The following is a 25,404-nucleotide window of genomic DNA, read 5'->3' as shown; positions in this document are numbered from 1 at the left end:
CAGCGCGAAGCAGCCAAAGCTGAGATATAAACAAGGCTTTGCTGACGAACGAGTTTCTCGCCATGTTAAAAGCCCTTTCTCGCGTCTTCAAAATGCTGACGCAAGTGAATCCAAATCTAGTACAAGACGTCGATACTATTATTAACGCTATCGGTGGCATGGAGAATTTGGTGGAAACCGGTGCTTGCACGACAAGATTACGCCTAACTCTAAAAGACACCTCTATCGTGAATCAAAAAGCATTGAAAGCACACGGGGCACATGGCGTGGTGATCATTGATGAGCGGCATATTCAAATCATCTACGGCGTAAAAGCCAACACTATTCACAAGAGATGGCAGAAAGTCGAATAAAACACAAAGGAATTGTAAGAATCACATTACTGCCGCTATACTCCGACCGTTAACTCACCAACATAAGAGGAAATATGATGATTGTAATGAATAACACTAACTGGGCAGTGAAAGGGTAAACGTCCAACTTTTTTCTCGTGGCTAAGCCGCAACTCCTCCCCTCTTTGCCCGGTTTTCACCGGGGTCAGCTCTATGCGAATTAGACCCTAATGCGATTTGTATTAAGGCGCTTTGTTGCGTCTGGGATAATTCAACAATGAATAAAACACATTATTTTTGTGAAACAATACTAACTCAGCCTAACCCATTAAAACGATTAGGTTGGAAACCGTTCTTTCAACAACAACTGACGTTAGACGATTACGAGAATACGCTTTTCGCGCGAGTGATTGCTCACCATCGTAGTGGTTATGTTGTGGTTAGCGAGCAAGGTGAAACTCACTTATCTATCCAAACATCACTACCCAGCATGACCGTTGGCGATTGGGTGATTCTAAACCACCAGCAGCAGTTTTCTCGTTTACTTGAGCGCCGCAGCTTATTCAGCCGTAAAGCCGCTGGTAGCAGGGTCGCTGAGCAGCTTATCGCCGCCAACATAGACACAGTATTTATCGTTTGTTCACTCAACCACGACTTTAACCTGAGCCGCATTGAACGTTACTTATCACTCATTAATGAAACCGACGTCGAGCCTGTTATTGTGCTAACGAAAGCAGACTTATGCGAGGATGCTGACGAACTCATGGATCAAGTACAAAAACTCGATCCGTCGCTTATGGTTGAAAGCGTGAATGGTCTGGAGGAATCGAGCGTTGCTACCTTGATGAGTTGGTGCGGTGAAGGTCAAACTGTCGCGTTCATCGGCTCTTCCGGAGTTGGAAAGTCAACCTTGGTGAACACTCTACTTGGCGAGCAACAACAAGCGACAGGTGGTATTCGTGAAGATGACAGCAAAGGTCGACACACTACGACCTCTCGTTCAATCCATCTACTGCCCTCTGGTGCAATCCTCATGGATACTCCAGGAATGCGTGAGATCCAGTTGGCTGATAGTGAAACAGGGGTCAGCGAAACCTTTGCTGATATTGAAGCGCTAGCAGAAAACTGCCGATTCAATGATTGCCAACATCAAACCGAACCTGGATGCGCGGTTCAAGCCGCGATTGAGGGTGGTTCATTGGAGTCGCGCCGCTTTACTAACTATCAAAAGTTATTACGCGAGCAAGCTCATAACGGTGCAACACTTGCAAAACAGCGAGCGCAGTACAAACAGTTAAGCAAAATGGGGCGTAACGTGGCCAGCGAAAAGCGCAAACGACGACAAGGTTACTAGTTTGTTACAAATACGTAATCAATAGAACAAAGGAGGCTAACGCCTCCTTTTTTAATAACTTACTCAAAAATCATCATTCATACTTTGCCATACAAAGCAACACAAAAGACCAATAACGATAACATTGAGCAAACATTTAAACTAAGGACAAACTAAAACTAGACACAAAATATTACCAAGCTAAGATGTGTGATATTCAGCGAGAAAATAGCTGAATTTATAAATATAGGATAATTGATAATCAGGACGTCTTAGCAACGCAATAACAAGATTCAGCCCCCTTAACGCAAGGGAATATTACGCTGTGTGATGACTGAATTTGCGCGTTTGCTGAGGCAAAAAATTGCAGGAATGATGTATGCAAATGCAACACAACAGTCTCGTTGCCCGATACGCTCGCGGTAACCTCGTTCTCCAAATCCTTGTCGGTATCGTCTTTGGTATCTTGCTTGCAACGATCTCACCAAGCCACGCTGAGAGCGTTGGTATACTGGGTAGTCTATTTGTAGGTGCGCTAAAAGCGATTGCTCCAATATTGGTGTTCATCTTGGTCGCTGCGTCTATCGCGAACCAAAAGAAAAACCAACACACTTACATGCGTCCAATCGTAGTTCTTTACCTAGCGGGCACTTTCTTTGCAGCATTAACCGCAGTGTTACTAAGCTTCCTTTTCCCGACCAATTTAACGCTAGTAACAGGCGCTGAAGGTGCAACGCCACCACAAGGTATCGCAGAAGTTCTACAAACCTTGCTGTTCAAACTGGTTGATAACCCAGTAAACGCGCTAGTAGAAGCTAACTACATCGGTATTCTTGCTTGGGGTGTGGGCCTTGGTCTTGCACTTCACCACGCATCAGCAACGACAAAAGCGGTATTCGAAGATCTAAGCCACAGTGTTTCTCACATTGTTCGCTTCATCATTCGTCTTGCGCCTTTCGGTATCTTTGGTTTGGTTGCATCAACGTTTGCTACAACAGGCTTCGGCGCACTAGCAAGCTACGCTCACCTTCTAGCGGTACTACTAGGCTCAATGATGATCATCGCGCTAGTGGTTAACCCAGCTATCGTGTACTTCAAAACCAAAGAAAACCCATATCCTTTGGTGTTCCAATGTCTACGTGAAAGTGGCGTAACAGCATTCTTCACTCGTTCAAGTGCTGCGAACATTCCAGTTAACATGAACCTATGTAAGAAGCTAGACCTAGACGAAGATACGTACTCAGTGTCTATCCCACTAGGCGCAACTATCAACATGGCTGGTGCCGCGATCACTATCACTACACTAACGCTAGCAGCGGTACACACTATGGGTATCGAAGTTGACCTAATGACGGCAGTACTACTGAGTGTTGTTGCAGCGGTATCAGCGTGCGGCGCATCTGGTGTTGCAGGTGGTTCTCTACTGCTTATCCCACTAGCGTGTGGTCTGTTTGGTATCTCAAACGACGTAGCAATGCAGGTTGTAGCGGTTGGTTTCATCATCGGTGTGATCCAAGACTCGGCTGAAACAGCGCTAAACAGCTCAACAGACGTTATCTTCACTGCCGCTGTTTGTAAATCAGAACAGAAGAAAGCTCAGTAAGACTTAAGTATCTGTAAGATATAAAAATAGAAAGGGGAGCCAATGCGGCTCCCCTTTTTTGTGTAAACGCCAATTAATACCGCCACACCAAACGAATTCAAAATGCAAGAGGAGCAATATGCTCCTCTCCTCATACTTTGATCATACTTCAACTTTGCGTCAGGATTTTCTGAAACACACAATTTGCCCTTAAATTTTCGAAAATCGATGCGTAGAATCCCGCCCTGTTATACGTATGGTTGAGTTGTATTTAGGGTAAAAACCAATGAGATTGTTGTCTGGATTCTCGTCAAAAGAATGGCTGTTAACGGCTGTAATGCTCGGAGGCTTAACCGCGTATGCTGTTTATCACTCCAACCAACGTACTTCTGATGCCCGCACAGCCGCCATTCAAGTGATCTTCGCCGACATGCAGTATCACGTTTCCATTCTCAATCAGAACGCGAAAGCCTTTAAGCAAGACCAAGGGGCCGACCAGTGCGTCTTAACCACCGTTGGGTATCAAGAGTTTTACAATGGCTACCCAGAAACCCAAAGTGAGTGCGGTGAGCAGGTCAGCTTCTTCGATAACCTAACCATTACCGATGAGATGAAACAGACAGATTTAGTCTTCATCGAGAACGACCAATACTCCATGGTTGGGTATGGCAACGACGAATCACCAGAAGCGCTCATGGCTGGCAAATGCTACGCCTACTACCGAATGGATGGCAAAGGCGCGGATGGACACAGCTTTAAGGTTGATACCTCTCGCTGTTAGGGCAGACTTAACGCTGTATAGAACAGGCTATAGAAATCAAAAAGGGAGCTAAGTGCTCACTTTTTACGGCTTACAGCCTGAATTTACGCTTGGCTGAGTGTTACTTCTTCCAATGGGAAGTGCGCGCTAGGCTCAACGAACTCTTGCTGTGCTGCGATGGTTTGCAGTTCCCATTCGCCCGCTTGGTAAGTCGCGTTAAGTACGCCATAGCAAGCGTCGTGGCAGTGTTGGAACGCTTGTTTTGGCGTCCAACCTTTCAATAGACCAGCGGTGAAAATCGCCGAAATCAAATCGCCAGCACCAACGGGTGCTTTAGCAAACTCAAAATGTGGACGCTTCGCTAGGTAAGTGCCTTCTGACGTCGCAAGTAGCATGTTGAAGCTGTCATCTGACAGGCAGTAAAGGTGCTTCACTAACACCACTTTAGGGCCTTTTTCTAGCGCACGCTGACAAGCGTTGATTGCGTCATCCAACGTGTGAATTTCCATCTCTGCAAATTGGCTTAGTTCGAACTGGTTAGGCACGATCACATCCGACATTGGCATTAGACGATTCAACAAGTTATCTGCGATACCCGGCGCAACAATACAGCCTTTGTCTGGCGCGCCCATCACTGGGTCACACACGTAAAGCGCTTCTGGATTCGCTTGTTTAACTTTAGTGACGGTATCTTCTACTGCCAGACATTGCTCAGCACTGCCTTGGTAGCCAGTCAGAACGGCTTGGCACTTCTCTAGCGCGCCAATATTGCCAAGACCACGAACTAATTCGCTGATGTCATCAGCCGAAAACGCACGACCCGTCCAGCCTTCTTGATACTGGGTATGGTTAGAAAATTGAACCGTGTGAATAGGCCACACTTCGAAACCCATGCGCTGCATTGGGAAAACGGCACTGCTGTTACCAGCGTGACCAAAAGAAACATGAGATTGTATAGAGAGGATACCTTGCATAGTACCAGACCTCTTCTTGTTGTTATCAATAGTTCAAAGACAGCGGCGAGCGCCAGATTTGCGAAACCAGTAGTGTATCCGACAAACCAAGATTCTCTAACTCAATTCTAGCCTTCTTCGCTAGAATCGCTTGGAGAGCTGGTTTTCAGAACCATTTTCTTAATTTCCATTTTGTCTTTATTGAGCGCAATTTCGATGGTGCCCCCGCTCCCAGAAGGCTGCCCCTGCTCTTGGGGGAATAAGCGCAATGGCTCCCTTAATCTTAATAGCAGCTTGACACGCTCTCGTGTAATAAGCCCCATCACCAGATACCTCGAGGATACTTCGGCCTGTTTGTTTCAGTAAATTCGAGAGAACTGCCCCATCTGTAACCCGACGTGGTCTCACGCACTTATTCTGCTTGCTTTTCGCCAACCCGCTTATCGCCTCTTCATCAATCTAAAAGGTCAGAGAGCCACGGTTAATGAGTGATTGGCTGTATTGCTTCCAGTTGGTTGTTTTGTAACGTGGTTTAGGCATGGGGCGACGAGAGATAGTGAACGTAACGGAACAGATCGTAGATTCTGGATTTAGTTCAATTGAATCACGCAACAAAGCCGCTAGGGGGGAATCACTACTTATTGATTTATATAAGAATAGGTTGGTGGTAGGTAAAATTCTGTTGAAGCTTTGCATAAAGATCACCCAACAAATATGTAAGCGATAGAATAAAGAAGAATTTGAGTGATAAAAAAGCCTCACGAATGAGGCTTGTTGAGATTCTGTGGCTGTAAAAAGTTTTGCGTAAAATCGAGCACTTCTTTGGAAGGTTGTTTTGGTGGAGGTGCAAACTCTTGTTGAACAGGCATCTCCGTTTCAAAGTTCAACTCTGGTGTGTCACCGAGGAGGCTTGCTTCATCATGCTGTTCCTCACTGAGCAGCTCGTTTAGCTCCTCTTCACCAGGGAAGTAAACTTCACGTTTGTAGACCTTGTTCAATGCACGAATGATAGAATGCTTCTTCACAACACCAGACGCTAACTTTCTTTGTAGCGGTTTAGCAATTGATTGTAAGCCAACCACCACATCCACACCGATATTGCTGGCTACCTCATCGCGTACAACTCTCGCAGGCTCATAACCCATGTTCGCAGACAAGAACAACCAAACGTAAGCAATCGCGTTACCTGTTTTGCCTGTGTCTTTCCAAGCTTCACCTGCATGATACATGGCCTCTGCACTGCCACATTCTGCTGCTCGTTCTAACCAGTAGCAGCCTTTTACCATGCTCTTTTCAGTACCAATGCCATTGAGGTAACAAAGGCCAACTTGGATTTTGCCATCCGCACTGTCTTGTTCTGCGGCTTTCATAAACCAAAATAAGGCGTCTGCTCGCTGACCTGATGTATTTTCTGGTGACAACTGCCACTCACCCATATACAGCATGGCTGGAATGCAGCCTTCATCGGCAGCTTCTTCGATTAATTGATGACCTTTAGGAATGTTTTTCTCTGTACCACGCCCAAATACGAGCGCTTTACCAGTGGCAAACTTCGCCTCAACATCCCCTTCTAAGCCCGCAATCGCCGTGCGCCAAAAGTTGGCTTGCTCTCTTAAGATCACGTCTTCACGCATGCGCTCTGCCAAACGAACGACACCGTACATGCCGGTAACGTTATCCAGTTTGGCGGCTTTGTCGTACCAATACAGAGCTTGCTTGATGTTTTCTCGTTCCGCTTCTTTTGCTAAATAGAGAATGGTCGGCACATGGCCCGTTTCCGCCTTAAACGCACGTTCTTTACGTTCTTGCTCTCGCGCTTTTTGCATCGCCTTGCGATACGCAACCTCGCGCGCTTTCCTCTCTGCCTCGAGACGTTGCTTTCGCATCGACAACGAGATCATCCAAACAAATATCAGGATGAGTGAAAGGCCAGTTGCTGCAATAGCAATGCCCATACTACTCATAAACCGCCTCTTTTAAATCGGGCCCATAAGGATTTCCCCTTCGACAGGAAAATCTTGTAAATTCGAATTTGGGTGTCAATACGCTCACGCAATGAAGCGCACACCGTCTCTATTATATAACGACCGTGTAAGTAAAATCTGAAGTTTACAAGTCATGAATGACGTCTTTTTATTCAGTATCAACCAAACTTATTTTTAGTCGATAAATATCCCCCTTATTTTTATAGAAATAAGTCACAGTTTTGGGGCTTAGACATTCTCATCCCCTATCATCCCCCCTTTCTCCTCCTATAAAAATTTACATCATTAGGCTGTGCTCGATATCTCACTATGCGACAGATTTATTATTTAATTTGTGAACAAAATCTACTGTGATAGAAAATTTTCACTTGTAAAAAACTTAACGGCCTGCTCTCACATTTTGCTGATAGTTCAGTGTATTAGCATCTAGTTGAACATTTCCTTTTCGGCATTTTGCCAACCTATTATCAATTCAATAACAATGGATTTGTAAACGTGGACAATAAAACATTTAAATTATCAGCGATCGCCAAAACCGTTCTGCCTTTGATTTCCGTAGCGGTTATCAGCGGTTGTGGCAGTGATAGCTCTAGCGATGACACAACGAACCCGGGCTCTGGCCTACACCCTGCGGGAGAGAACGAAGTTGTCATCTATTACAAACGTGACTTAGCATCAGCTTCAACAGCAAGCGACTACGAAGGTTGGGGTCTGCACCTTTGGAATGGTGAGGGCTGTACCAGTACTGACCTAGAAGCAATGGGGATTGCTGATGGCGGTACAGACTGGGCATCACCACTTCCATTCGATGGCATCAGCGACACTTACGGTGCGTACTACGTGCTTAAAGTCGATCCAGATGCGTCTGACCCACATAACTGTATGAACTTCATCCTGCACAAAGGCGACGAAAAAGCCTTCGGCAGTGGCAATTCAAAAGTGGACCTGACCAAGCTAGGTGAATCACAAGGCCTATTCGGCTTCCACGGCAGCAGCGAGCTTTACTACGAGCCAATCGAAGAACGCCCTGTAGACATCGATGGCCAAAAAGCCCATTGGTTAGACGCTGAAACCATCGCATGGGAAGCGGCAGTTAGTGCTGACTCAATGAAGCTCTACTACAGCTTGACCAATGACATCAAGATGGATGAAGACAAGCAAATCACTGGCGGTACAGCGGTTGAGCTGACAAAAGCTGGCGACTTGTCTGATGAACTAAAAGAGCGCTTCCGTCACCTTGCTAGCCTGCAAGCTGCGGGCATCGACGTGAATGCCGAGACACTACGTACGATTTTAAAATCACAAATCGTAATGGTCGCTTACAATGTCGATGGCGATGTGACTTCAGCTACTGAAGTACAAAAACCAGGCGTGCTTGATGCCGTATTTGCAGATGAAGATGCAGGTAATGCAATCAGTGAAGAGTTGGGCGCAATTGTTGAAGGTAGCGCGGCTACATTCAAACTTTGGGCACCAACCGCGCAAGACGTTGACCTAATCATCTACGATGCGAACTTTGCAGAAGAAGCGACAGTTGCAATGACTGAGAACCCAGAAACAGGTATCTGGGAATCAGAAGCACAAGGCAACGTACTGAACAAGTTCTACCGTTACCAAGTTCAGGTTTACCACCCGACGACTGGTGTTGTTGAAACTCGTCTAGTGACTGACCCTTACTCGCTAAGCTTGTCGCAAAACTCAATGTACTCACAAGTTGTCGATCTAGACAGCGCTGCGTTGAAACCAGCAGAGTGGGATAACTACGACCGACCAACGGTTGCAAAAGATGAAGACCACGTTCTTTACGAATCACACCTTCGTGACTTCAGCTTTAGCGATACGAAAGGCACGCAATCTCTAAACGGTAAGTACCTAGCACTAACAGAAGCAGAGCGTGAGTCGGTTACTCACCTTCAAGCACTGAAAGACGCAGGTCTAACTACGCTTCACATTCTTCCAGCGTTCGATATTGCAACGGTTGACGAAAACGCAGAAAACCGCGTTGATATCACAGATACCGTAGGCAAGCTATGTGGCATCAAACCAGCGGCTTCAATCTGTGAAACTGAAGACGACGCTAAAATCATTGAAGATGTACTAAACAGCTACGATCCAGCAACGGGTGCAGCACAAGCACTGATGAACGATCTACGCATGCTAGACAGCTTCAACTGGGGTTACGACCCATTCCACTACACTGTGCCAGAAGGCAGCTACGCGACCGATCCAAACGGTTCTAAACGTATCCTTGAATTCCGTGAAATGGTGCAAGCGACACACAAAATGGATCTCAAGCTGGTTATGGACGTAGTGTACAACCACACTAATGCATCGGGCGTAAACGAAAAATCTGTCCTAGATAAGATCGTCCCTGGATACTACCACCGTCTAAATGTGAACACGGGTGGCGTTGAGAACTCAACTTGTTGTGACAACACAGCAACTGAGAACTTGATGATGGGTAAACTGATGGTTGACTCATTGCTTGTGTGGGCGGACGACTACAAAGTTGACGGCTTCCGTTTTGACTTGATGGCACACCAACCTAAAGACTTAATGGAATACGCTCTGAAGCGCGTTAAACAAGTCGATGAAAACACACTATTCTACGGTGAAGGTTGGGACTTCGGTGAAGTAGCAAACAACGCTCGCTTCGATCAAGCAACACAAATCAACATGGCTGGCACTGGCATCGGTACCTTCTCTGACCGTCTACGTGATGCGGTTCGTGGTGGCAGCCCATTCGATGGCGGTGTGGACTCTGAAGGTAAGCACCCACTTCGCTTTAACCAAGGTTTTGGTAACGCAGGTTACCCGAACGAAGAAACGAAGACAGATGCAGAAGCGGTAAACGGTCGTCTACACAACCAAGACTTAGTACGTCTGGGTATGGCAGGTAACCTAGCAGAATTCGTTCTTCTAGACTTCGAAGGTGAGACTAAACTGGGTAAGAACGTAGACTATAACGGTGCGCCAGCGGGTTACACTAAGATCCCTTCTGAGAACATCTCTTACGTATCTAAGCACGATAACCAAACGCTATGGGACAACAACGCGTACAAGATCGCGACTGGCACTTCATCTGCTGACCGCGCACGTATGCAAATTGTGTCTCTATCTACGGTAATGCTTGGTCAAGGTATCCCGTTCATCCACATGGGTTCTGAACTACTGCGTTCGAAATCAATGCAGCGTGACTCTTACGATTCAGGTGACTGGTTCAACCGCGTTTACTTCGACGGTAGCGACAACAACTGGAACGTCGGTCTACCTCGTGAAGACAAAGACGGTGCAAACTGGGAGTTGATCAAAACGATCGTTGCTGACAGTACTGCGATGCCAAACACTGACGATATCGAGCTAACTAAGCAACAATTCCTAGAACTACTTACTATCCGTAGCTCAAGCGAGCTGTTCCGTTTAGATACTGCTCAAGAAGTCATGAACCGCGTTGACTTCCGCAACGTAGGCAAAGACCAAGTAGAAGGCTTGATCGTCATGTCTATTGATGACGGTGTATCAGCAGGTAAAGATCTTGATACCAACTACGATGCAATCGTGGCAGTAGTGAACTCAACATCAGAAACGAAATCGTTCAAAGTTGAAGGTGCAACTGGCTTCGAACTGCATGAAGTTCAAAAAGACTCTGCAGATAACCGTGTGAAAGGCGCAAGCTTCTCAGGCGAAACCTTTACGGTTCCAGCACTAACAACAGCGGTATTTGTTCAACCACAAAACGGCGCTCAAGGTGCAGGTCTACCAGTAAACACTGACAACAAAGACGTATCGAGCATTCCTCCTTACGGTGAAACAGTCGTTTACGTTAAGGGCACAATGAACGATTGGTCGGACAACAGCGATTGGGCAATGAGCTTCATCGGCAACGGCATGTACTCTGTAACTGGCATTCTTGAAGCTGGTGAGCACGAGTTCAAATTTGCGGACTCTGGCTGGGCAAATCCAAACATTGGTTGTGATGCTGCAGAGCAAGCGTCTGGTTCACTAGATTTAGGCTCAGAAGGTAACTGTAAGTTATCGGTTGCTGAAACAGGTAAGTACAACTTCACTCTGAACGCACTGCACGCTCAAGATGAAAGCGTAGAAAAGCCTGTTGTATCTGTGACTAAATCAGCGGATGCACCAACGTTCGGCGAAACAGCACTTTACCTACGTGGTGATGTAACCGATGCAAGCTGGGCGGCACTAGAGACAGCAAAATTCAGCTACGTTGCGAATGATGTTTACTCTTTAGACATCGATCTAAAAGCGGGCACATTCGATATGAAAGTAGCGAGCTCCGACTGGGCAGATGCAACCAACTTTGGTGGTCAAGGCGCGATTGAATTTGGCACACCACTGACTATGGAAGCGGGTGGCTCAAGTGGCAACATCAGCATCACACTAGCAGAAGATGGAAACTACAACTTCCACTTCAACGCAGCGGATAAAGCAGCGCCAATCGTGACGGTGACTCAGAACTAAAAACAGTAGGCACAATTACGTGCTAGTTTGGGGAGGGTAATACCTTCCCTTTTTTTGTGCTTTAACAGACACCAAAAAGCCGCCAAGTTAACGTTTTTAACTTAGGCGGCTTTCGTGTTTTTGGTGGTTTAGGATTAATTACCCCAAATGATCTCTACAAACTCAGGGTGATCCACAAACGGGTTGCGGTTACCTTGGAATTCAAACACCGCTTGGTTACGGCTGATCTCTTTCGCGCTAACAGGATCGTTTTTGTGCCAACGTTTCAACATGTTCAGCATCCATGGTTCAAAGACGGTCGTTTTCGTGCCGTTCAATACCGCGTCAGAGTTGCTAGAGTTGCTTTCCCAGTTGCCAATGACGTTTTCATAGCGCGTCGCCATGTAGAAATACGCACGAGCAAAATCACCTTTGAACTCATCTATAGGTTCAAATACCGTTCCTGAATAGCCCAAAGTAGAGCTTGCTGAACCAACTTTTGAGCCATTGCTAGATACGTAAGTGCTGTTACCCACTTCACCAAATGGCCAGTTGCTGCGCTTCGCATTCACATAGCCATCGGTTGCAAACAAGTGGTGACCATCCGAGTTCATCGGTTCAACCTTGCCACCAAACCAGCTTTTCGGGAACGAGTGCTCACGGTTGTAGCAATCGCCTTCAGTTCTGTATTGACCACATTGGTCGGTGACTTTGGTAAAACTTACTGTATCGCTACCAGATGGCTTTTCAGAATACATATCGAGAATGGAGCCATCTTTCTCGTAGTAGTTGTCTATGTCCGCGTCTTTCACTAAGGTCCAAATCGCTGAGTAGCCGCGCCCTGTATGATCCTTGATGATGTTAAACAGCGCTGTTTTCAACTCAAAACCTGTTTTGCCTTCTGCGGCTTTATAGTATTCCCCGACCACTGGCGGAGGCGTCGTTGAACCACCAAGAGTAAAGCTTGTGGTTTGAGATTTCGTGAATTCACCACCAGACGCTAATGTGGTTTGGCCAAACATTAAGGCGTATGAACCACTGCCATTACCGCAACAAATGCCATCCCCATAGCTATCACTGATCGTAAACTGGTAGTCACCATTCGTTAAGCACATGGTTTTTTCGTAGGTTTTCGAAGATTCAAAACCTTGGCCTGAAAACAGAACTTGCGATTGGCTATCTTTCAGTTCCCAGCTGGTTTCTGAGCCATAACTGTCGGTGTTCAATGTCAGTAGCACTTTGTTGTCATTACAGCTTTCTACTGGCGGCTGAGTGCCACCATTTTGGTTTGGCTGAAAGTTATCGACATAAACGACTTCGGAACCATCAAAGCCAGATTTATCATAAAAGCGTAATCCGACATTGATCGTTTTGTTAGATGATGCAGTGTAGCTATGGGTGATTTGTTGCCACTGATTGGTTTGCTGAGGGTTAGAGTAGCTGTGGTATCCATCAACTACAAAACGCGCTTTAACATTACCTTCAGTATGGTAAACCGAGACTGAAAATGGGTAGGTTTTCCCCTGCTCCACATTAATGGTTTGCAAAAAGTCGGTGTTGCTTTGGGTACCTGTATTTACAATCACTTGAGCCGCAAGACCACCTGAGTTGTGCGGATTGCTGGTTGGTGAAACGGCAATGCCAGAATCAATCACAGACCACTGCGTTGGTGCATTGCCATTCCACTGTTCAAAGTCTCCATTCAAGACCTCAGCATAGGCGATTGGAGAGCAAATGAGAGGTAAGAGACAGAGGGGTTTCGTTATGGATTTCATTATAATTTTCCATTAGTTATATAAATCCCCAAAAAGATAAACATAACAATTACACATGGGTAAGCCTTGAATCACAGTTTGACGTTGCATGAATGTGAATATTCTCATTATCGTGCAGCACATCTCACAAACTGCGCACTGTTTCTTTCACTTCTGCATGGACGGTTGTGCGATAAAAAACAAAGAGATGTAAAGAAACAAGGCGGGGCCTCAAAGTGGAATATCGCCATCGATGACTAAAAAGAGCGGCACCTTAGACAAAGTGATGAAAAAAGCCAAGTGCGTTTCTATTGGGGTAGAGAACAACACTTGGCTTGGTATGGGTTATCTTGATTGAGAATGACTTATTGAGTGTTTGGCGTCACTTTGAAGAAGCGCCCTTGTAATGATGACATTGGGATTTGGTATTGCCCGTTACTTGGCGTGATTTGTTGGTTAGTGATTAAATCCACCAGCGCTTGATTACTCCCGGTTTGCGCTTCTGTCAGCACAATATTGCGGGCACTCTCAAGGGTATTCAAAGCAAATAAGACTTGGTCGTCGCCAGATACTTTCAAGTCAACATAACTGCCATTGCTTGCTACCAAGTTATTACGATTGCCTTGATACAAAGCAGGATGTTCAGCACGCATTGTCATCAATGACTTAACGTAGTTTTTCAGATCAACTTGGTTAGCATCTAAGGTTGCAGTTACGCCTTCGATCTTGGCACTGCTGCGAGCGACATGGTCATCACATACGCCACGAACCGCACACGTATTGTTGTCTTCTTTTGCGGCAAAACCATCAACTTGGTCACCGATTTCATCTCCATAATAGAGAGTGATTGGCCCGGTGTAAGCCGCTTGGAATGCAAACGCGGCTTTGTGACGTTGCCAATATTCAGCATCGTTCACATCCGCTAATCCGCCTCGTTGCAACAAATCACCAAAGCGAACCAAATCGTGATTGCCAATCATCAAGTTTGGCTGAGCATGAGACGGATATTGGTTGTGTGTTTGGTAGCCATTGTCTAGCCAATCCACACCACGACCGCCGACACCACTCTCATTAACAGCCAGTGTTTCCACCACGCGATAGCGCATTGGGAAATCAAATGCCGAGCACAACGCAGGATCGTCAGCCGCGCCATATGCATCACTCGCGATTTCTGACTCGCCTTTCCAGATCTCAGCGACCATGTAACCCAGAGGATTCACTTGATCACCTTCCGCGTTGGTGTAAGTCACACTCTGTGAGGCTTCATCCACCGCTTTGCGGATTTGTGTCCATGCGACGGTTGGGACTTGGTACGCTTGGTCTAAACGCCAACCATCAATTTTTAGCTCTTTGACCCAGTAAGTCGCGACTTCTTTGTAGAAATCCAAACTTGCAGGGTAGTCGACCGGATTGCTCGAACCAGAAGGTAATAAACCCGATGGAGACGGCTTAATCAACCCTTCTTTGTGATGACCAAATACACCATCAAAGAAAACATACAAGCCGCGTTTGTGTGCTTCATCAACTAAGGTTCTCGCCGTTTCTAAATCGCCAAAGCGAGGATCAATCTTAAAATAATCCGTGGCGAAGTAGCCCGTTGCATCCAAACGATCGGCACAATGATCCTGCCCATCAATGGCTTCCGATTCAAAAACTGGCGTCAACCAAATCGCATTCATGCCCAAGTCTTGGATGTAATCGAGCGAATCGATAACCCCTTGAAGATCACCGTTATGATGGCTGGTGCCGTAACCTGTGCCATGACCGATATTCGAATCGCCATCAACAAAGCTCTCAACCATGATTTAATAGGTGCGAAGTTGGTTGCTTTGCTCCATTACATTCGCTTGGCAAGCATAACTTGTATCAGGAAGTGGCGTGCTGCCATTGTCGCTTCCGCCAGAGGAATTACACGCGGATAAAGCACCAACCACACTCAAGGCTAAAAGTGATTGGCCAAATAGTTGTTTATATCTTACGTTGCGCATTAAACTCTCCCAAATAAAATTAACCCAACATGTTCCCCATACAAGGATTAATAAATAAAAATAAATTTTAAATAACTGAATGGAATATTATTGGCATTTAGAAATCATGATCGAGTAAGGAGAGCCATTATCTTTAAAATCCAAGCTCCACAAATATTTCCCTGGTTCTTTAATCTCTAATTTCGTATCCGTACCGTAGCCACCATAAGTCAACTCATTTAATTGACCAACCGTTAACTTTTTGCCCTTAGCTGTAAATTGTGGCTTCCATTGTTCAGCGGCGTACTGCATTTTATATTTGCCAGCGACTTCATCGGTAACCACTTGATAAACTTTGTTTCCTTTATAGGTTAACTTGCGCTGTACAACATGCTTCCAATCGGCATTGGGGAAGCTACCAACAACAAAAATGTCTTTAGATAATGGGCCTAATTCTGCAGAATCCGGCAGAGCACAGTTTGTCATCATATCAAGGTTTACGCTTGTTAATGCCACCGTATTATTTACTTCATCTTGCGCAATATTTTCTGATGATGTTGACGAGCAAGCAGATAAGATAGAAACAGCAGCCAGAGTGCATGCTGTATTTATAATTAATTTTTCACGTTATATCCTTATTTTTATTCGACCATGTGCTAATTGAATTAGCACTGGATATATTATGAAGTGAAATTAATTAAACTTTAAATGTTAATAATATAATCTGTGAAAAATATAACTAAATGTATAATATAAAAGCCGACATTATCGGTCGGCTTTTATAATTTAATTATTTTGTATTTACTGCTTTAACAAATACTTCTTGCGCACCTTTAATACCTAACGCTTTTGCTTCATCTAGCAGTGTAAGCGCTTTAGGAATATCGTCCGCGGCAACCGCTGCCTTGATAGAACTGTGGTAGTAGCTGGTTAAATCTGTACCTTGAGGAATATTGTCGTTTTTCGCAACAATCTTAGTATTCACGATATCGTTCGCGGATACTGAAAAGCGGAACTGGCCAAATGAGCTGTGTTTCGCTTGAGGGTCTGCAATATCTGGTGGCTGAGTATGATTTGCCAGTGCGAAGGCTTTTGCAGGGTGAAGAACTTCAGAACTTCCTTTTAGATCAGCGGAAGTTGTGTAAACCAGTACATGCAAGTCATTACCTGTCATGTCTGGAATCACGTTCATTTCAAGTACGAATTTGTCGTTATCCAACAGTTTTGCTGGCTCGTACCTAAACTTTGAGAAATTTGCTTGGTAGATAGTTTCACCAGCCGTGTTCATAACAACGACATTAGGTGCGTAAAACTCTAGATTTTTGTTTACAAATGTCTCTAGTTTGATGTCGAGACTGCCACGATTACCTGGTAATGCGAACGCTGCAATTGCACCTGCGCTATCACCATCTAGCAGCATCTGGCTTTCATCAGTCAAAGCAAACTTAGTAACCACAGGTACATCAACTGGTACCCATTGAATATCACCCGGCTGCGTGATCACTTGTAGTTGACCTTTCGGGCTTATATCGACTTGTTCTACAGAAGTACATCCTGTAGCCAACATTCCCAACAGCACGGGAGCAAGCCATTTTTTCATTACCGTCTACCTCGACTTCATTATTGTTTTTTGAAATAAATACAGCCAGATAAGTTTCTGGCTGTATCATTCTAGGACAATCTAGGACTTAGTGGCTAGATGATTACCACCAAGCTTCAGCTTGTACACCGAATTGGAATGTATCGTCTGAACGACCGCCGTCGAATGCGTTTGAGTTGTCGTCTTTATCTGCAGTTAGGTAAGACGCATAAACGCGGATTTCAGGACGATCCCAGAAGCTAGAGCCAGCAGACCATGCTTGAGCAACAGTTAGTTTACCGAACTTGTTCTCTGCACCGTCGTTATCATCAATAGCGTAACCAGCTTCAAAGATAGTTTTGTGGTTGTCATCCCATTTGTACATTGGACGAACAACTACAGACATGGTTTCCAACTTGTCTTGGCCAGCCGACATATCTTCACCAACGCCGTATACTAACTGGTGACCCATTTCCCAGTTTTCGCCCATGCCGATTACACCCCAGTTGATTAGGCGGTAACCAGATGCGCCACTGTCAGCTTCTGCACCGTACCAGCTACCGTCACCGTAGTATGCCATTGTTTTAGAGTAGCCTTCTGTACCGTACTGGAATACTGTTTTGTTGAAGCCAGAATCTAGACCTTGAGTCAATTCGGCAGTGAACATGACACCGTCTTCTGCATCTTTAGTACTATTTGGTGCGTCGTCAGTTTCGTTAACTAGGGCATAGTTTAGGCCAAGTTCTAGAGAGCCTTTTTTCCATACTGGAAGACCCGCGTAACGTAAGTCTAGAGTGTTAACGTTTGCATCGCCGCCATTGTTACCCGGGTCCGCAATATCGCCACGGTCGTTACGAACCCATGCAAAAGATAATTGACCTGGACCAGCTTCGATACCTTCAACACCAGCGCCCGCGCCGGAGATGTTCCAGTAATAGAAGTCAGAGATATGGATGTCGTGACGTTGGTAGTAACGCTTACCTGCCCATAGTGTTGCTTCTGGAGCGAAACCCAGAACACCTTTAGCTTGAACGTTGAACTGGCGTAGAGCGAATTCGGCGTCGTCGGTACAGCTGACTGCATCACCATCGTCGTTTAGACCACAGTTAGATGCTGTGCCTTCCCAATCGTTAGAGCCGTTGGAAGTTACTGCGATCATCGAGTCTACGTAGAACGTTTTACCGTTCTTGTTGTAAACTTCTTGACCTAATTGGATTTCCCCGTAGATGTCGCCTTCGTTACCTAGACGGCCAATTTTGTTCTTTTCGAACGTTAATTGTTGGCCACCGTCAGCGCTTACGCCAACACCAGCACGCATGTAACCATGAAAGTCCACTGCGAAAGCAGAACCAGCAGCTAAAGTTGCAGCAACAGCAGCAGCAATTACACTTACTTTTTTCATTCTTAACTCCATTAAGGGTATTTATAATTCTGTCTTCCCTGCTCACTCTTTTGGATACATATAGGCAGTAAAAATGCACCTAAAGAAAGAGAGGTAAGATGGGAACAAGTCCCCGTTTGTTTCAACAGTCTGCAGATTACCCAAGGAGTACAAGGATGACTTCCTCCGCCCCAAACTAATTTAGGGGGGATGAGAAGGGATGAGAAAATTTACCAAATGGCGTTTTTACGAGTCAGATCACCAATCTAGGGAGGAATTAGTAAGTTTCTTCAGTTTATGGCCGCTACAAAGTGATAGCCATTTCATATTTTTGTCAAAAATAGGTCGTAAAAAGTAATTTAATTACAGTGATAATTTTCGATATAAGGTGGTTGACCTCAGTAAGACAAAGTTTTTTACTTATAGTTTCTTAAAGGTAGCAATAAAATTAAAAAAAGATTCGCTGATGACACAACTTCACTCTCGCCCATACCCACTCGGCGCAACTGTGAGTAAGGAAGGTTGTAACTTCTCTATTCACGCTCCGAGTAGTAAAGATATTCAACTTGCGCTATTTGCGGAAGACGGTAGCTATGAGCTGCACGACTTGCCAAGCGAATATGCAGGCATTCGTCATACTTTCATCCCAGACATTAAACCGGGGCAAAAGTATGGCTATGTAGTGACACATCAAGACCAACCTTTGCTGATCTCCGATCCTTACGCAAAGTCGATTGATAAAGCCCTTCACTACCAACCTCCCTTCTCCCCTACAAAAAGCTTTGATATGCCCAAGTGTGTCGTGATTGAAGATAACTTCGATTGGCAAGACACCGATCATCCTCGCATACCACGCGAAGAGATGGTGCTATTCGAAACCCATGTGAAAGGGTTAACTCAACAGAACCCAGAAGTCGCCAGTGATACCAAAGGCCGTTACTTAGGGTTGTCTTCGCCAGAAATGCTGGCGTTCTACAAACAGCAAAACATCAATACGCTGCAATTGCTACCCGTGGCAGCGTGTATGCATGAGCCTCACTTGCTCAAGATGGATAAAGTGAACTATTGGGGTTACAACCCATACTTGTTCATGGTGCCCGATCCACGTTACGCAGAGAAAGACGCCGTCACCGAACTTAAAACCACCATCCGCGAGCTACATAAACACGGCATTGAGGTGATTCTTGATGTTGTTTACAACCATACAGCCGAGAGCGGGGAAGGCCCAACTATATTTAACTTGAAAGCGCTCGATCCACGCTTCTATATCAAGCACGGTCAGCACTTTGCTAACTTCACTGGTTGCGGCAACACGGTTGATATGACCTACCAACCTGCACTGAATCTCGTTATGGATACGCTGCGTTACTGGATCAGCGAATTTAAAGTCGATGGCTTCCGTTTCGACTTAGCAGCGACGTTGGGTCGTCAAGGCGATGATTACAACCCAGAAGCAGCGTTCTTTAAAGCCGTCGCGCAAGACCCCATTGTTCGCGAAACTAAACTGATCGCTGAGCCTTGGGACATTGGCCCTAACGGCTACCAAGTGGGTAACTTCCCATTTGGTTGGAACGAATGTAATGACAAACTTCGCGACATCTCTCGCAGCTTCTGGCGGGGTGATCAAGGCTATCTGAAAGAGTTTGCGACTCGCTTGATGGGCTCTCGTGATATCTACAGCGCAGCGAACTGGCCTTATAAACTCACAGTCAACTACATCACGTATCATGACGGCTTCACCTTGCAAGACTTGGTGTCTTACAAACAGAAGCACAACGAGGCGAACGGTGAAGAGAACCGCGACGGCCACGGTGACAACCGCTCGGAAAACTATGGCGTTGAAGGTGAAACAGAGAACCTTATGATCATCGCCACACGCGAAAAGCAAAAGCGCAACTTGATTGCTAGCTTGCTATTCGCGTTCGGTATACCTCATATACTGACTGCAGACGTGCTATCTCATACTCAAGGTGGTAACAATAATGCTTACTGTCAGGATAACGAAACCAGCTGGTTGAACTGGACAACGTCTGAGCGCAAGCAAGATTTCAAAGCATGGATTTCACAAATGGTGGCAAACCGTAATCAATATATGGTGCCATTCATTCGTGCTTTCAGTGGTGAAAATCGTAATAACAACCGCATCTTCTGGCGTCGCATTGATGGTAGCTTGATGGAACACGACGATTGGAACCGTTTAAGCTCGGTAGCGCTGCATCTAGGCATTGGCAAAGAAGGGCAAGAGTTGGTGTACTTGATCAACCAAACCAACGCGCCAGCGCGTTTCAAGCTGCCAAGTGAGCGTGGTCAAGAGTGGGTAACGGTGTGCGATACCAATGTACGCAACCTAAACCCAGGTCATGCAGAGGGCGAGGTACTGCTTTCTCCGACTTCGATGGCCATTTTACATTATCAGCCAACTAAAAAAGCTTAGCTGACCCAAACCGCAGCTTATTCCTACACACTCTGACAAACCCAGCAACACGCTGGGTTTGTTTTATCGACATTTCGAGTAGAGATCCATCAACTAGGGCAAATAGCACACCATACTCATTGATACAAAAATGAAACTCACAAAAAATCCCATTTAGGGAGCCTTTAGAGCGGCTTTCCTCGCAAAACCTAATACTTAGTAACGCCTAGTGTTACTTTTGGTCTTGTGCGCTATGACTTGTTTTACATTGATGGTGACACTCGTTCGACTCAGGCAATCTTCCTCTCAACCAAGGCTCATCCCAACAAACAAAATCAGAGCCAGAGCCAGAGCCAGAGCCAGAGCCAGAGCCAGAGCCAAGATACCATTTTTGGGAGTCAGCACTATGAAAGCCATCAAATCAATCATCATCTCACTACTGTTTACATCGACACTTTCTGGGTGCGTTTCAACGCCCGGTCACTACCGTTTGGCACCCAACGTTCGTCCTACTTTGATGAATGCCAATATTAACGTTCAACCACTGGTCAATACCGCAGTCTCCGTTGGCAAAGTCATACTGCCTTATGCGATATCAGCGCGACACGCTTACGTTAATACGCCTTACTTCCTATTGCGATAAACCCGCCAAACCCATTCATTTCCCAAAAAACTAGCCAATTTCTTCGGCTAGTTTTCATCTATGTATCATAGAGATAAAAATCATTACCTCACATATGGTTCATTTGGTGTTGTAAGAATTAATGAACCTCTGTATATTTATGGACCATTACAGTATGTGAACCAATCTCAAGAGACGCATTGCACCCATGGCTACCTTTCTCTATACGCGGCACTCGCCAAAAAATCGAGCTTACCCTGAGCAGCTCAACACTTTGAAAGCCTATGCTCCAGAAGCAGTTCATCTTGAGGACAAGGTACGCGGCTGCACACCACCAGCCGAGCGACAAGCCTTTCAACAGCTCTTAAACACCGTGCAAACCGGCGACACCGTTGTACTTTGGTGGCTAACCGCCTTTGGCCGAGACTTCAGCCAAGCATTAAGCACGATTCAAACTCTGCTAAACAAAGGCATTACCTTAAAAACCGTTTGTGAGCCACTGACCTTTGAACCCGATTCCGTACAAACGCAAACCTTGCTTTCGCTGCTTTCTGGTTATGGGCAAGTACAAACTCAACACCGTCTATTTGCCGCAGCACAAGGCCGTAAAGCAATTAAAGACAACCCTGAGATGTGGAAACAGAAGTTTCGTGGTCGTCCGGCAGACAAAGCAAAACATCAGCACATTGCGACCTTGCTTCTGGAAGGCAACACGCTACAAAACGTCGCAGAACAATGCGAAGTTAGCCTATCGACGGTCAAACGCGTGAAAGCCAAACTGAATGAATTTGATGAGGAAGGAAGCCTGCGCCGCCGTGGCAATGGTGAAAAATCATGAGTCGACCGATTGAATTTAAAACCATCTTGCTGGCGTGTCTCATCATCAGTGTTGGTCAGCTCAGTATGGGCTTGGTGTTCCCATCTCTTCCTTGGATCGCGAAAGATTTCGATATTTCCCTCGACCAAGCTCAGCTGTTAGTCAGTGTTTACTATCTTGGTTTTGGCCCGTCTCAGTTTATCTATGGCCCAGTATCCGATGCATTGGGCCGCAAAAAGGTGCTGTTAGCTGGCTTGCTGGTTGCCATGCTCGGCCTATTGATGATCATCTTCCTAAGCCACACTTTCACTGGCATGGTCACAGGCCGTTTTCTGCAAGGTTTGGGGACAGGTTGTTGCGCGGTGTTAGCCCGAGCGTCTACTCGCGACCGCTTTAATGGCCCTGAGCTCCCTGTCGCTTTGTCCTACATTGCGATGGCTGCCTCTATCACACCATTGGTTGCTCCGGTTATTGGTGGTTTCATTAACGCCCACTTCGGCTGGACTATGGTGTTTATCTCGCTGTTGGGTTACGTATTGTTGGCTTGGACTGTGATCGTATTTCGCTTCCAAGAAACCATCACACAAACCTCTGCGTTGCCATCACCGAAAAAGATGCTGCTGCAATATCGTGATCTGCTGACTTCTCGTTACTTTATGAGCTTTGCCAGTATTGGTTGGCTTAACTTCAGCTTGATGATCACCACCGTTTCGGTAATGCCTTTTATCATGCAAAACCAAATTGGCATGACATCCGATCAATACGCGATGTGGGCACTGATTCCAGCATTCGGCATGATTTGCGGCACCAGTATCTGTAACCGTGTGCGCCCAATCATCGGAACGAAGAAGATGCTATTGGTCACACCTATCCTACACGTAAGTTCCGCAGCATGGCTGTTCTTCTGTCCTGTTGAGCCGCTGTATTTAATGCTAGGCCAGCTGTTGATGATTTTAGGCAATGCTATCGCTCTACCTTGTGCTCAAGCCATGATAATGCAACCCTATAAGAAACAAGCAGGTGCAGCTGCGGCGATGTCAGGCGGTGGCCAAATGGTGGTGTCATCAATTGTGAGTATGGCATTGGTGCAGCTTGGATTAAGCCAAGCGTGGCATCTATCATTGGTGATTGTGGTCTTCGCGACCATTACACTAACCAACGTTCTGCGAGGCTTTGCCACTGAGCAACCTTCAGAGCAATAAAAACAAAAAGGCGACACCAAGGTCGCCTTTTGATTATGAAAAAATGCTTCGAGCTTGAAGCCAGTGAATCACGCTTATTGCTGCGCTACCTTCACTGGTGGTTTGGTTGAGCTTGTATAGTCAAAGTCAAACGCAATGCCATCTTTGGTTACATCCAAAGACATACCACCGATAAGCTCACCTTGTAGACTCATCTTCACGTCTTCTGGTACTGGCTCGCCAGACACTTGAGATGCCGTTTCAATCACTTCCAGTACTCGGTCCGAATCCATAGTAAAGCTCAATAGGCCATTCGCTGTTAGCGGCTGAGCCATGACTTTCTCACTCGCTGCTGCTGACGCATCACCACTGTAAAGCGTTAAGTGGCTACCGTTGAGGCGAGCAAACACGTCCATTGGTTTACCTGCGTATGGTTCAAGCAGACCGCCAATATTCACCGGTTGGTTGTCCGGTTGGATATGAATCTGCGCTAGTTCAGGCATAAACATTTGCGCCGTTTGCAGCAACATGTTTGGATCATCTGCTGAGATGGACAAGATCGCATCCAGCTGACCTAGCTCAGGCCCGTACTGACCATTCATGTTCACATCTAGGCCGAACATTTCCATGCTCAAGCCTTTCAGGCCATTTGCCATGCCTGCACCCATGCTGATCGCCGGAGCTGGGTTTTGACCACGCATTTCATTTTGCGCCTGTGCCAGAAGCGAACATTGGTATTCAGGCGTGGTTAAATCTGTCCAGATCTTACCAATCGCAGGAGCCAGAGTAGCAACGTCTAGGCCTAACGCCACGCTAAACATGCTCTGCTCACCGTTAGATTCAGCCAATACGCCACGCATAGATTGCAGCGCTTCAAGGATCACTTGGTTCTTCGATTCAACAACAAAGCTACCATTTAGGCGAGCTTTATCACCACCAGAGCTGTACTCTCCAAACGCTACCATCTGCGGCCAGTTGTTTGCTATTTGAGTAAACTCGGTATGACACGCTGGAGAACGCAGTTGCTCTAAGGTTGGGTCAGAATCGACATTCTTAAGTTGGCGCGCCATTAGGTTGCCATCAAGTGTCGTTAGGCCTTTAATGATCTCACGAATGTCGAAAATCCCGAATGAGTTGTTGTTCGTGCCGTACTTAGTTTGCACCGCTTCGAGGCGACCAGAATCAACGATGCTGCTCTTAGGAGCTTCCAGACCAAATGCCAGTTTAAGTGGGTTTTCAACACCAAGTTCAGGAATGTCGAAAGTCACAGTCAGTACGTTGTTAACCACTCCCACCGCAAGACCAATGCCCAGTTGTGGATCTTGCGAATCCGTCAACTCATAGCGACGGAACTCCACGGTATCTAGCTTAACAAGTTCATGTTGAATGCCCGCCAGTTGCTCTTGCTCATCCAGCGTTTTCCAAAGCGCTGCAGGGGTTTCCAACTGCACTTTGTAAACAGGAACAAGGCCTAGGGTGTACATGATTGGGTTGACCATATCGCCCGTACCCAAGAAGGCTTTTAAGCTCTCAGGAGAAGACGCCGCTGCCATATACGCATCCAAGAAATTAACCGCAAACTCTAAACCAGGAGTCAGCTCTTCTTCAGCAAACAATTCTCCCATTGGTGGCTGCTGTGATGTACCGAACGCATTCATGTACTCGAAGTGATTAAAAGGTTCCGTTTGGTAGGTAATCAACAAGGTATCAGCAGGCACTTGAGCAAGTAGCGAGCTTGAAGATTCACCTTGGGCAAGGTTGTTTTGGTACATATATGCGGCACCACCGGCTGCTGCGACCACTGCAGTAGCTAATAATAATTTTTTCACGACCAACTCCGTTGTCTTGGTTTTATTTCCCCAAACCAACCTGCTGGTTTGAGTAAACATTAAGCCTTAAATAAACGCTTTGAAAGGATGAGAAACTTCATTCCAATATTCAGGTATTTATTTGCATGCAACGCCATCATAAACGCACAAACAAAGTTATCAATTGGCTGAATATCAATTTCTTAAAATATCCAACATTTATAAGACGAACCGTGAAGTAAGTTAAACTGCGCAGCTACACTATTAGCAAGTGGCTCAATAAAAATAATGAGATGCCATACCCACCGTCCAAACTCAGCGCACTATTAAATCCATTTGCAAACTTTTCTTTATTGTCTGAAAACAGCTCACGACCTGACATTTCCATCTATTCCCCCTCTAGAAGACGACGGAGCTTTCACTTACAGTCAGAGCTATCAATAACGAATATCGCACCATTATTGCCCTATATATTG

17 protein-coding genes and 2 pseudogenes are annotated in these 25,404 nt (G+C 45.8%); 9 read left to right on the top strand and 10 right to left on the bottom strand.

Annotated features, from left to right (window positions below):
* The first annotated feature begins 62 nt into the window (after positions 1-62).
* From A8140_RS23970 to A8140_RS23955, 4 genes are all read left to right on the top strand, one after another.
* Positions 63-353, top strand: a complete 291-nt coding sequence (locus tag A8140_RS23970; RefSeq protein WP_005532502.1) for a PTS sugar transporter subunit IIB — start codon at positions 63-65, stop codon at positions 351-353.
* A gap of 256 nt (positions 354-609) precedes the next feature.
* A complete protein-coding gene (rsgA, locus tag A8140_RS23965) occupies positions 610-1,686 on the top strand; it encodes a ribosome small subunit-dependent GTPase A (protein ID WP_005532501.1) in 1,077 nt (358 codons plus the stop codon).
* A gap of 364 nt (positions 1,687-2,050) precedes the next feature.
* Positions 2,051-3,268: a serine/threonine transporter SstT gene (gene sstT, locus A8140_RS23960; RefSeq protein WP_005532500.1), complete on the top strand. Its 1,218-nt coding sequence runs from the start codon at positions 2,051-2,053 to the stop codon at positions 3,266-3,268.
* A 265-nt stretch (positions 3,269-3,533) separates the two neighbouring features.
* Entirely contained in the window at positions 3,534-4,028 is a 495-nt protein-coding gene (locus A8140_RS23955) for a hypothetical protein (RefSeq protein WP_005532499.1), read from the top strand.
* 83 nt (positions 4,029-4,111) lie between these two features.
* On the opposite strand, the gene pdxY is transcribed toward A8140_RS23955, so the two are convergent.
* The 3 genes and pseudogenes from pdxY to A8140_RS23940 form a co-directional block, all read right to left on the bottom strand.
* The gene (pdxY, locus tag A8140_RS23950; protein ID WP_005532498.1) at positions 4,112-4,981 is read right to left on the bottom strand and encodes a pyridoxal kinase PdxY; all 870 of its coding nucleotides are present in this window, start codon (positions 4,979-4,981) and stop codon (positions 4,112-4,114) included.
* A 183-nt stretch (positions 4,982-5,164) separates the two neighbouring features.
* Positions 5,165-5,500 (bottom strand): annotated as a pseudogene (locus A8140_RS23945) (IS5/IS1182 family transposase); the annotation flags it as partial.
* A 218-nt stretch (positions 5,501-5,718) separates the two neighbouring features.
* Positions 5,719-6,924 carry a tetratricopeptide repeat protein gene (locus tag A8140_RS23940; protein ID WP_005532496.1) on the bottom strand — a complete coding sequence of 402 codons (1,206 nt, stop codon included), beginning with the start codon at positions 6,922-6,924 and terminating at the stop codon, positions 5,719-5,721.
* Positions 6,925-7,440: 516 nt separating this feature from the next.
* Here A8140_RS23940 and pulA point away from each other — a divergent pair.
* Positions 7,441-11,427 (top strand): pullulanase-type alpha-1,6-glucosidase, encoded by a 3,987-nt coding sequence (gene pulA / locus A8140_RS23935; protein ID WP_005532495.1) that lies wholly within the window; start codon positions 7,441-7,443, stop codon positions 11,425-11,427.
* A gap of 134 nt (positions 11,428-11,561) precedes the next feature.
* Here the strand turns inward: pulA and A8140_RS23930 are convergent, their stop codons facing one another.
* The 5 genes and pseudogenes from A8140_RS23930 to A8140_RS23910 form a co-directional block, all read right to left on the bottom strand.
* Complete coding sequence (locus A8140_RS23930; protein ID WP_005532493.1) at positions 11,562-13,181, bottom strand: endonuclease; 1,620 nt, start codon at positions 13,179-13,181, stop codon at positions 11,562-11,564.
* 344 nt (positions 13,182-13,525) lie between these two features.
* A pseudogene (locus tag A8140_RS23925) lies at positions 13,526-15,148 on the bottom strand (alpha-amylase family glycosyl hydrolase).
* 87 nt (positions 15,149-15,235) lie between these two features.
* Entirely contained in the window at positions 15,236-15,643 is a 408-nt protein-coding gene (locus tag A8140_RS23920) for an early set domain-containing protein (protein ID WP_005532491.1), read from the bottom strand.
* A 274-nt stretch (positions 15,644-15,917) separates the two neighbouring features.
* Complete coding sequence (locus A8140_RS23915; protein WP_005532490.1) at positions 15,918-16,727, bottom strand: MalM family protein; 810 nt, start codon at positions 16,725-16,727, stop codon at positions 15,918-15,920.
* Positions 16,728-16,830: 103 nt separating this feature from the next.
* Complete coding sequence (locus A8140_RS23910; RefSeq protein WP_005532489.1) at positions 16,831-18,108, bottom strand: maltoporin; 1,278 nt, start codon at positions 18,106-18,108, stop codon at positions 16,831-16,833.
* Between the two features lie 445 nt (positions 18,109-18,553).
* On the opposite strand from A8140_RS23910, the gene glgX reads away from it, so the two are divergent.
* The 4 genes from glgX (at position 18,554) to A8140_RS23890 (ending at position 23,141) form a co-directional block, all read left to right on the top strand.
* Positions 18,554-20,521: a glycogen debranching protein GlgX gene (gene glgX, locus A8140_RS23905; RefSeq protein WP_005532488.1), complete on the top strand. Its 1,968-nt coding sequence runs from the start codon at positions 18,554-18,556 to the stop codon at positions 20,519-20,521.
* A 385-nt stretch (positions 20,522-20,906) separates the two neighbouring features.
* The gene (locus A8140_RS23900; RefSeq protein WP_080619532.1) at positions 20,907-21,143 is read left to right on the top strand and encodes a hypothetical protein; all 237 of its coding nucleotides are present in this window, start codon (positions 20,907-20,909) and stop codon (positions 21,141-21,143) included.
* A gap of 187 nt (positions 21,144-21,330) precedes the next feature.
* A complete protein-coding gene (locus A8140_RS23895) occupies positions 21,331-21,960 on the top strand; it encodes a recombinase family protein (protein WP_005532487.1) in 630 nt (209 codons plus the stop codon).
* Positions 21,957-23,141: a multidrug effflux MFS transporter gene (locus A8140_RS23890; RefSeq protein ID WP_005532486.1), complete on the top strand. Its 1,185-nt coding sequence runs from the start codon at positions 21,957-21,959 to the stop codon at positions 23,139-23,141. Before A8140_RS23895 ends, A8140_RS23890 begins: the two co-directional genes overlap by 4 nt.
* Before the next feature lie 74 nt (positions 23,142-23,215).
* Here A8140_RS23890 and A8140_RS23885 read toward each other — a convergent pair whose 3' ends face one another.
* Positions 23,216-24,949, bottom strand: coding sequence for a hypothetical protein (locus A8140_RS23885; RefSeq protein ID WP_005532485.1), 1,734 nt, complete (start codon positions 24,947-24,949; stop codon positions 23,216-23,218).
* A 235-nt stretch (positions 24,950-25,184) separates the two neighbouring features.
* Positions 25,185-25,316, bottom strand: coding sequence for a hypothetical protein (locus A8140_RS25865; protein WP_005532483.1), 132 nt, complete (start codon positions 25,314-25,316; stop codon positions 25,185-25,187).
* Between the last annotated feature and the right edge of the window lie 88 nt (positions 25,317-25,404).

The sequence above is a fragment of the Vibrio campbellii CAIM 519 = NBRC 15631 = ATCC 25920 genome, assembly GCF_002163755.1.
Lineage (GTDB): Bacteria > Pseudomonadota > Gammaproteobacteria > Enterobacterales > Vibrionaceae > Vibrio > Vibrio campbellii.
Note: the sequence above shows the minus strand (reverse complement) of the source record. Positions and strands in the feature narration are given on the sequence as shown.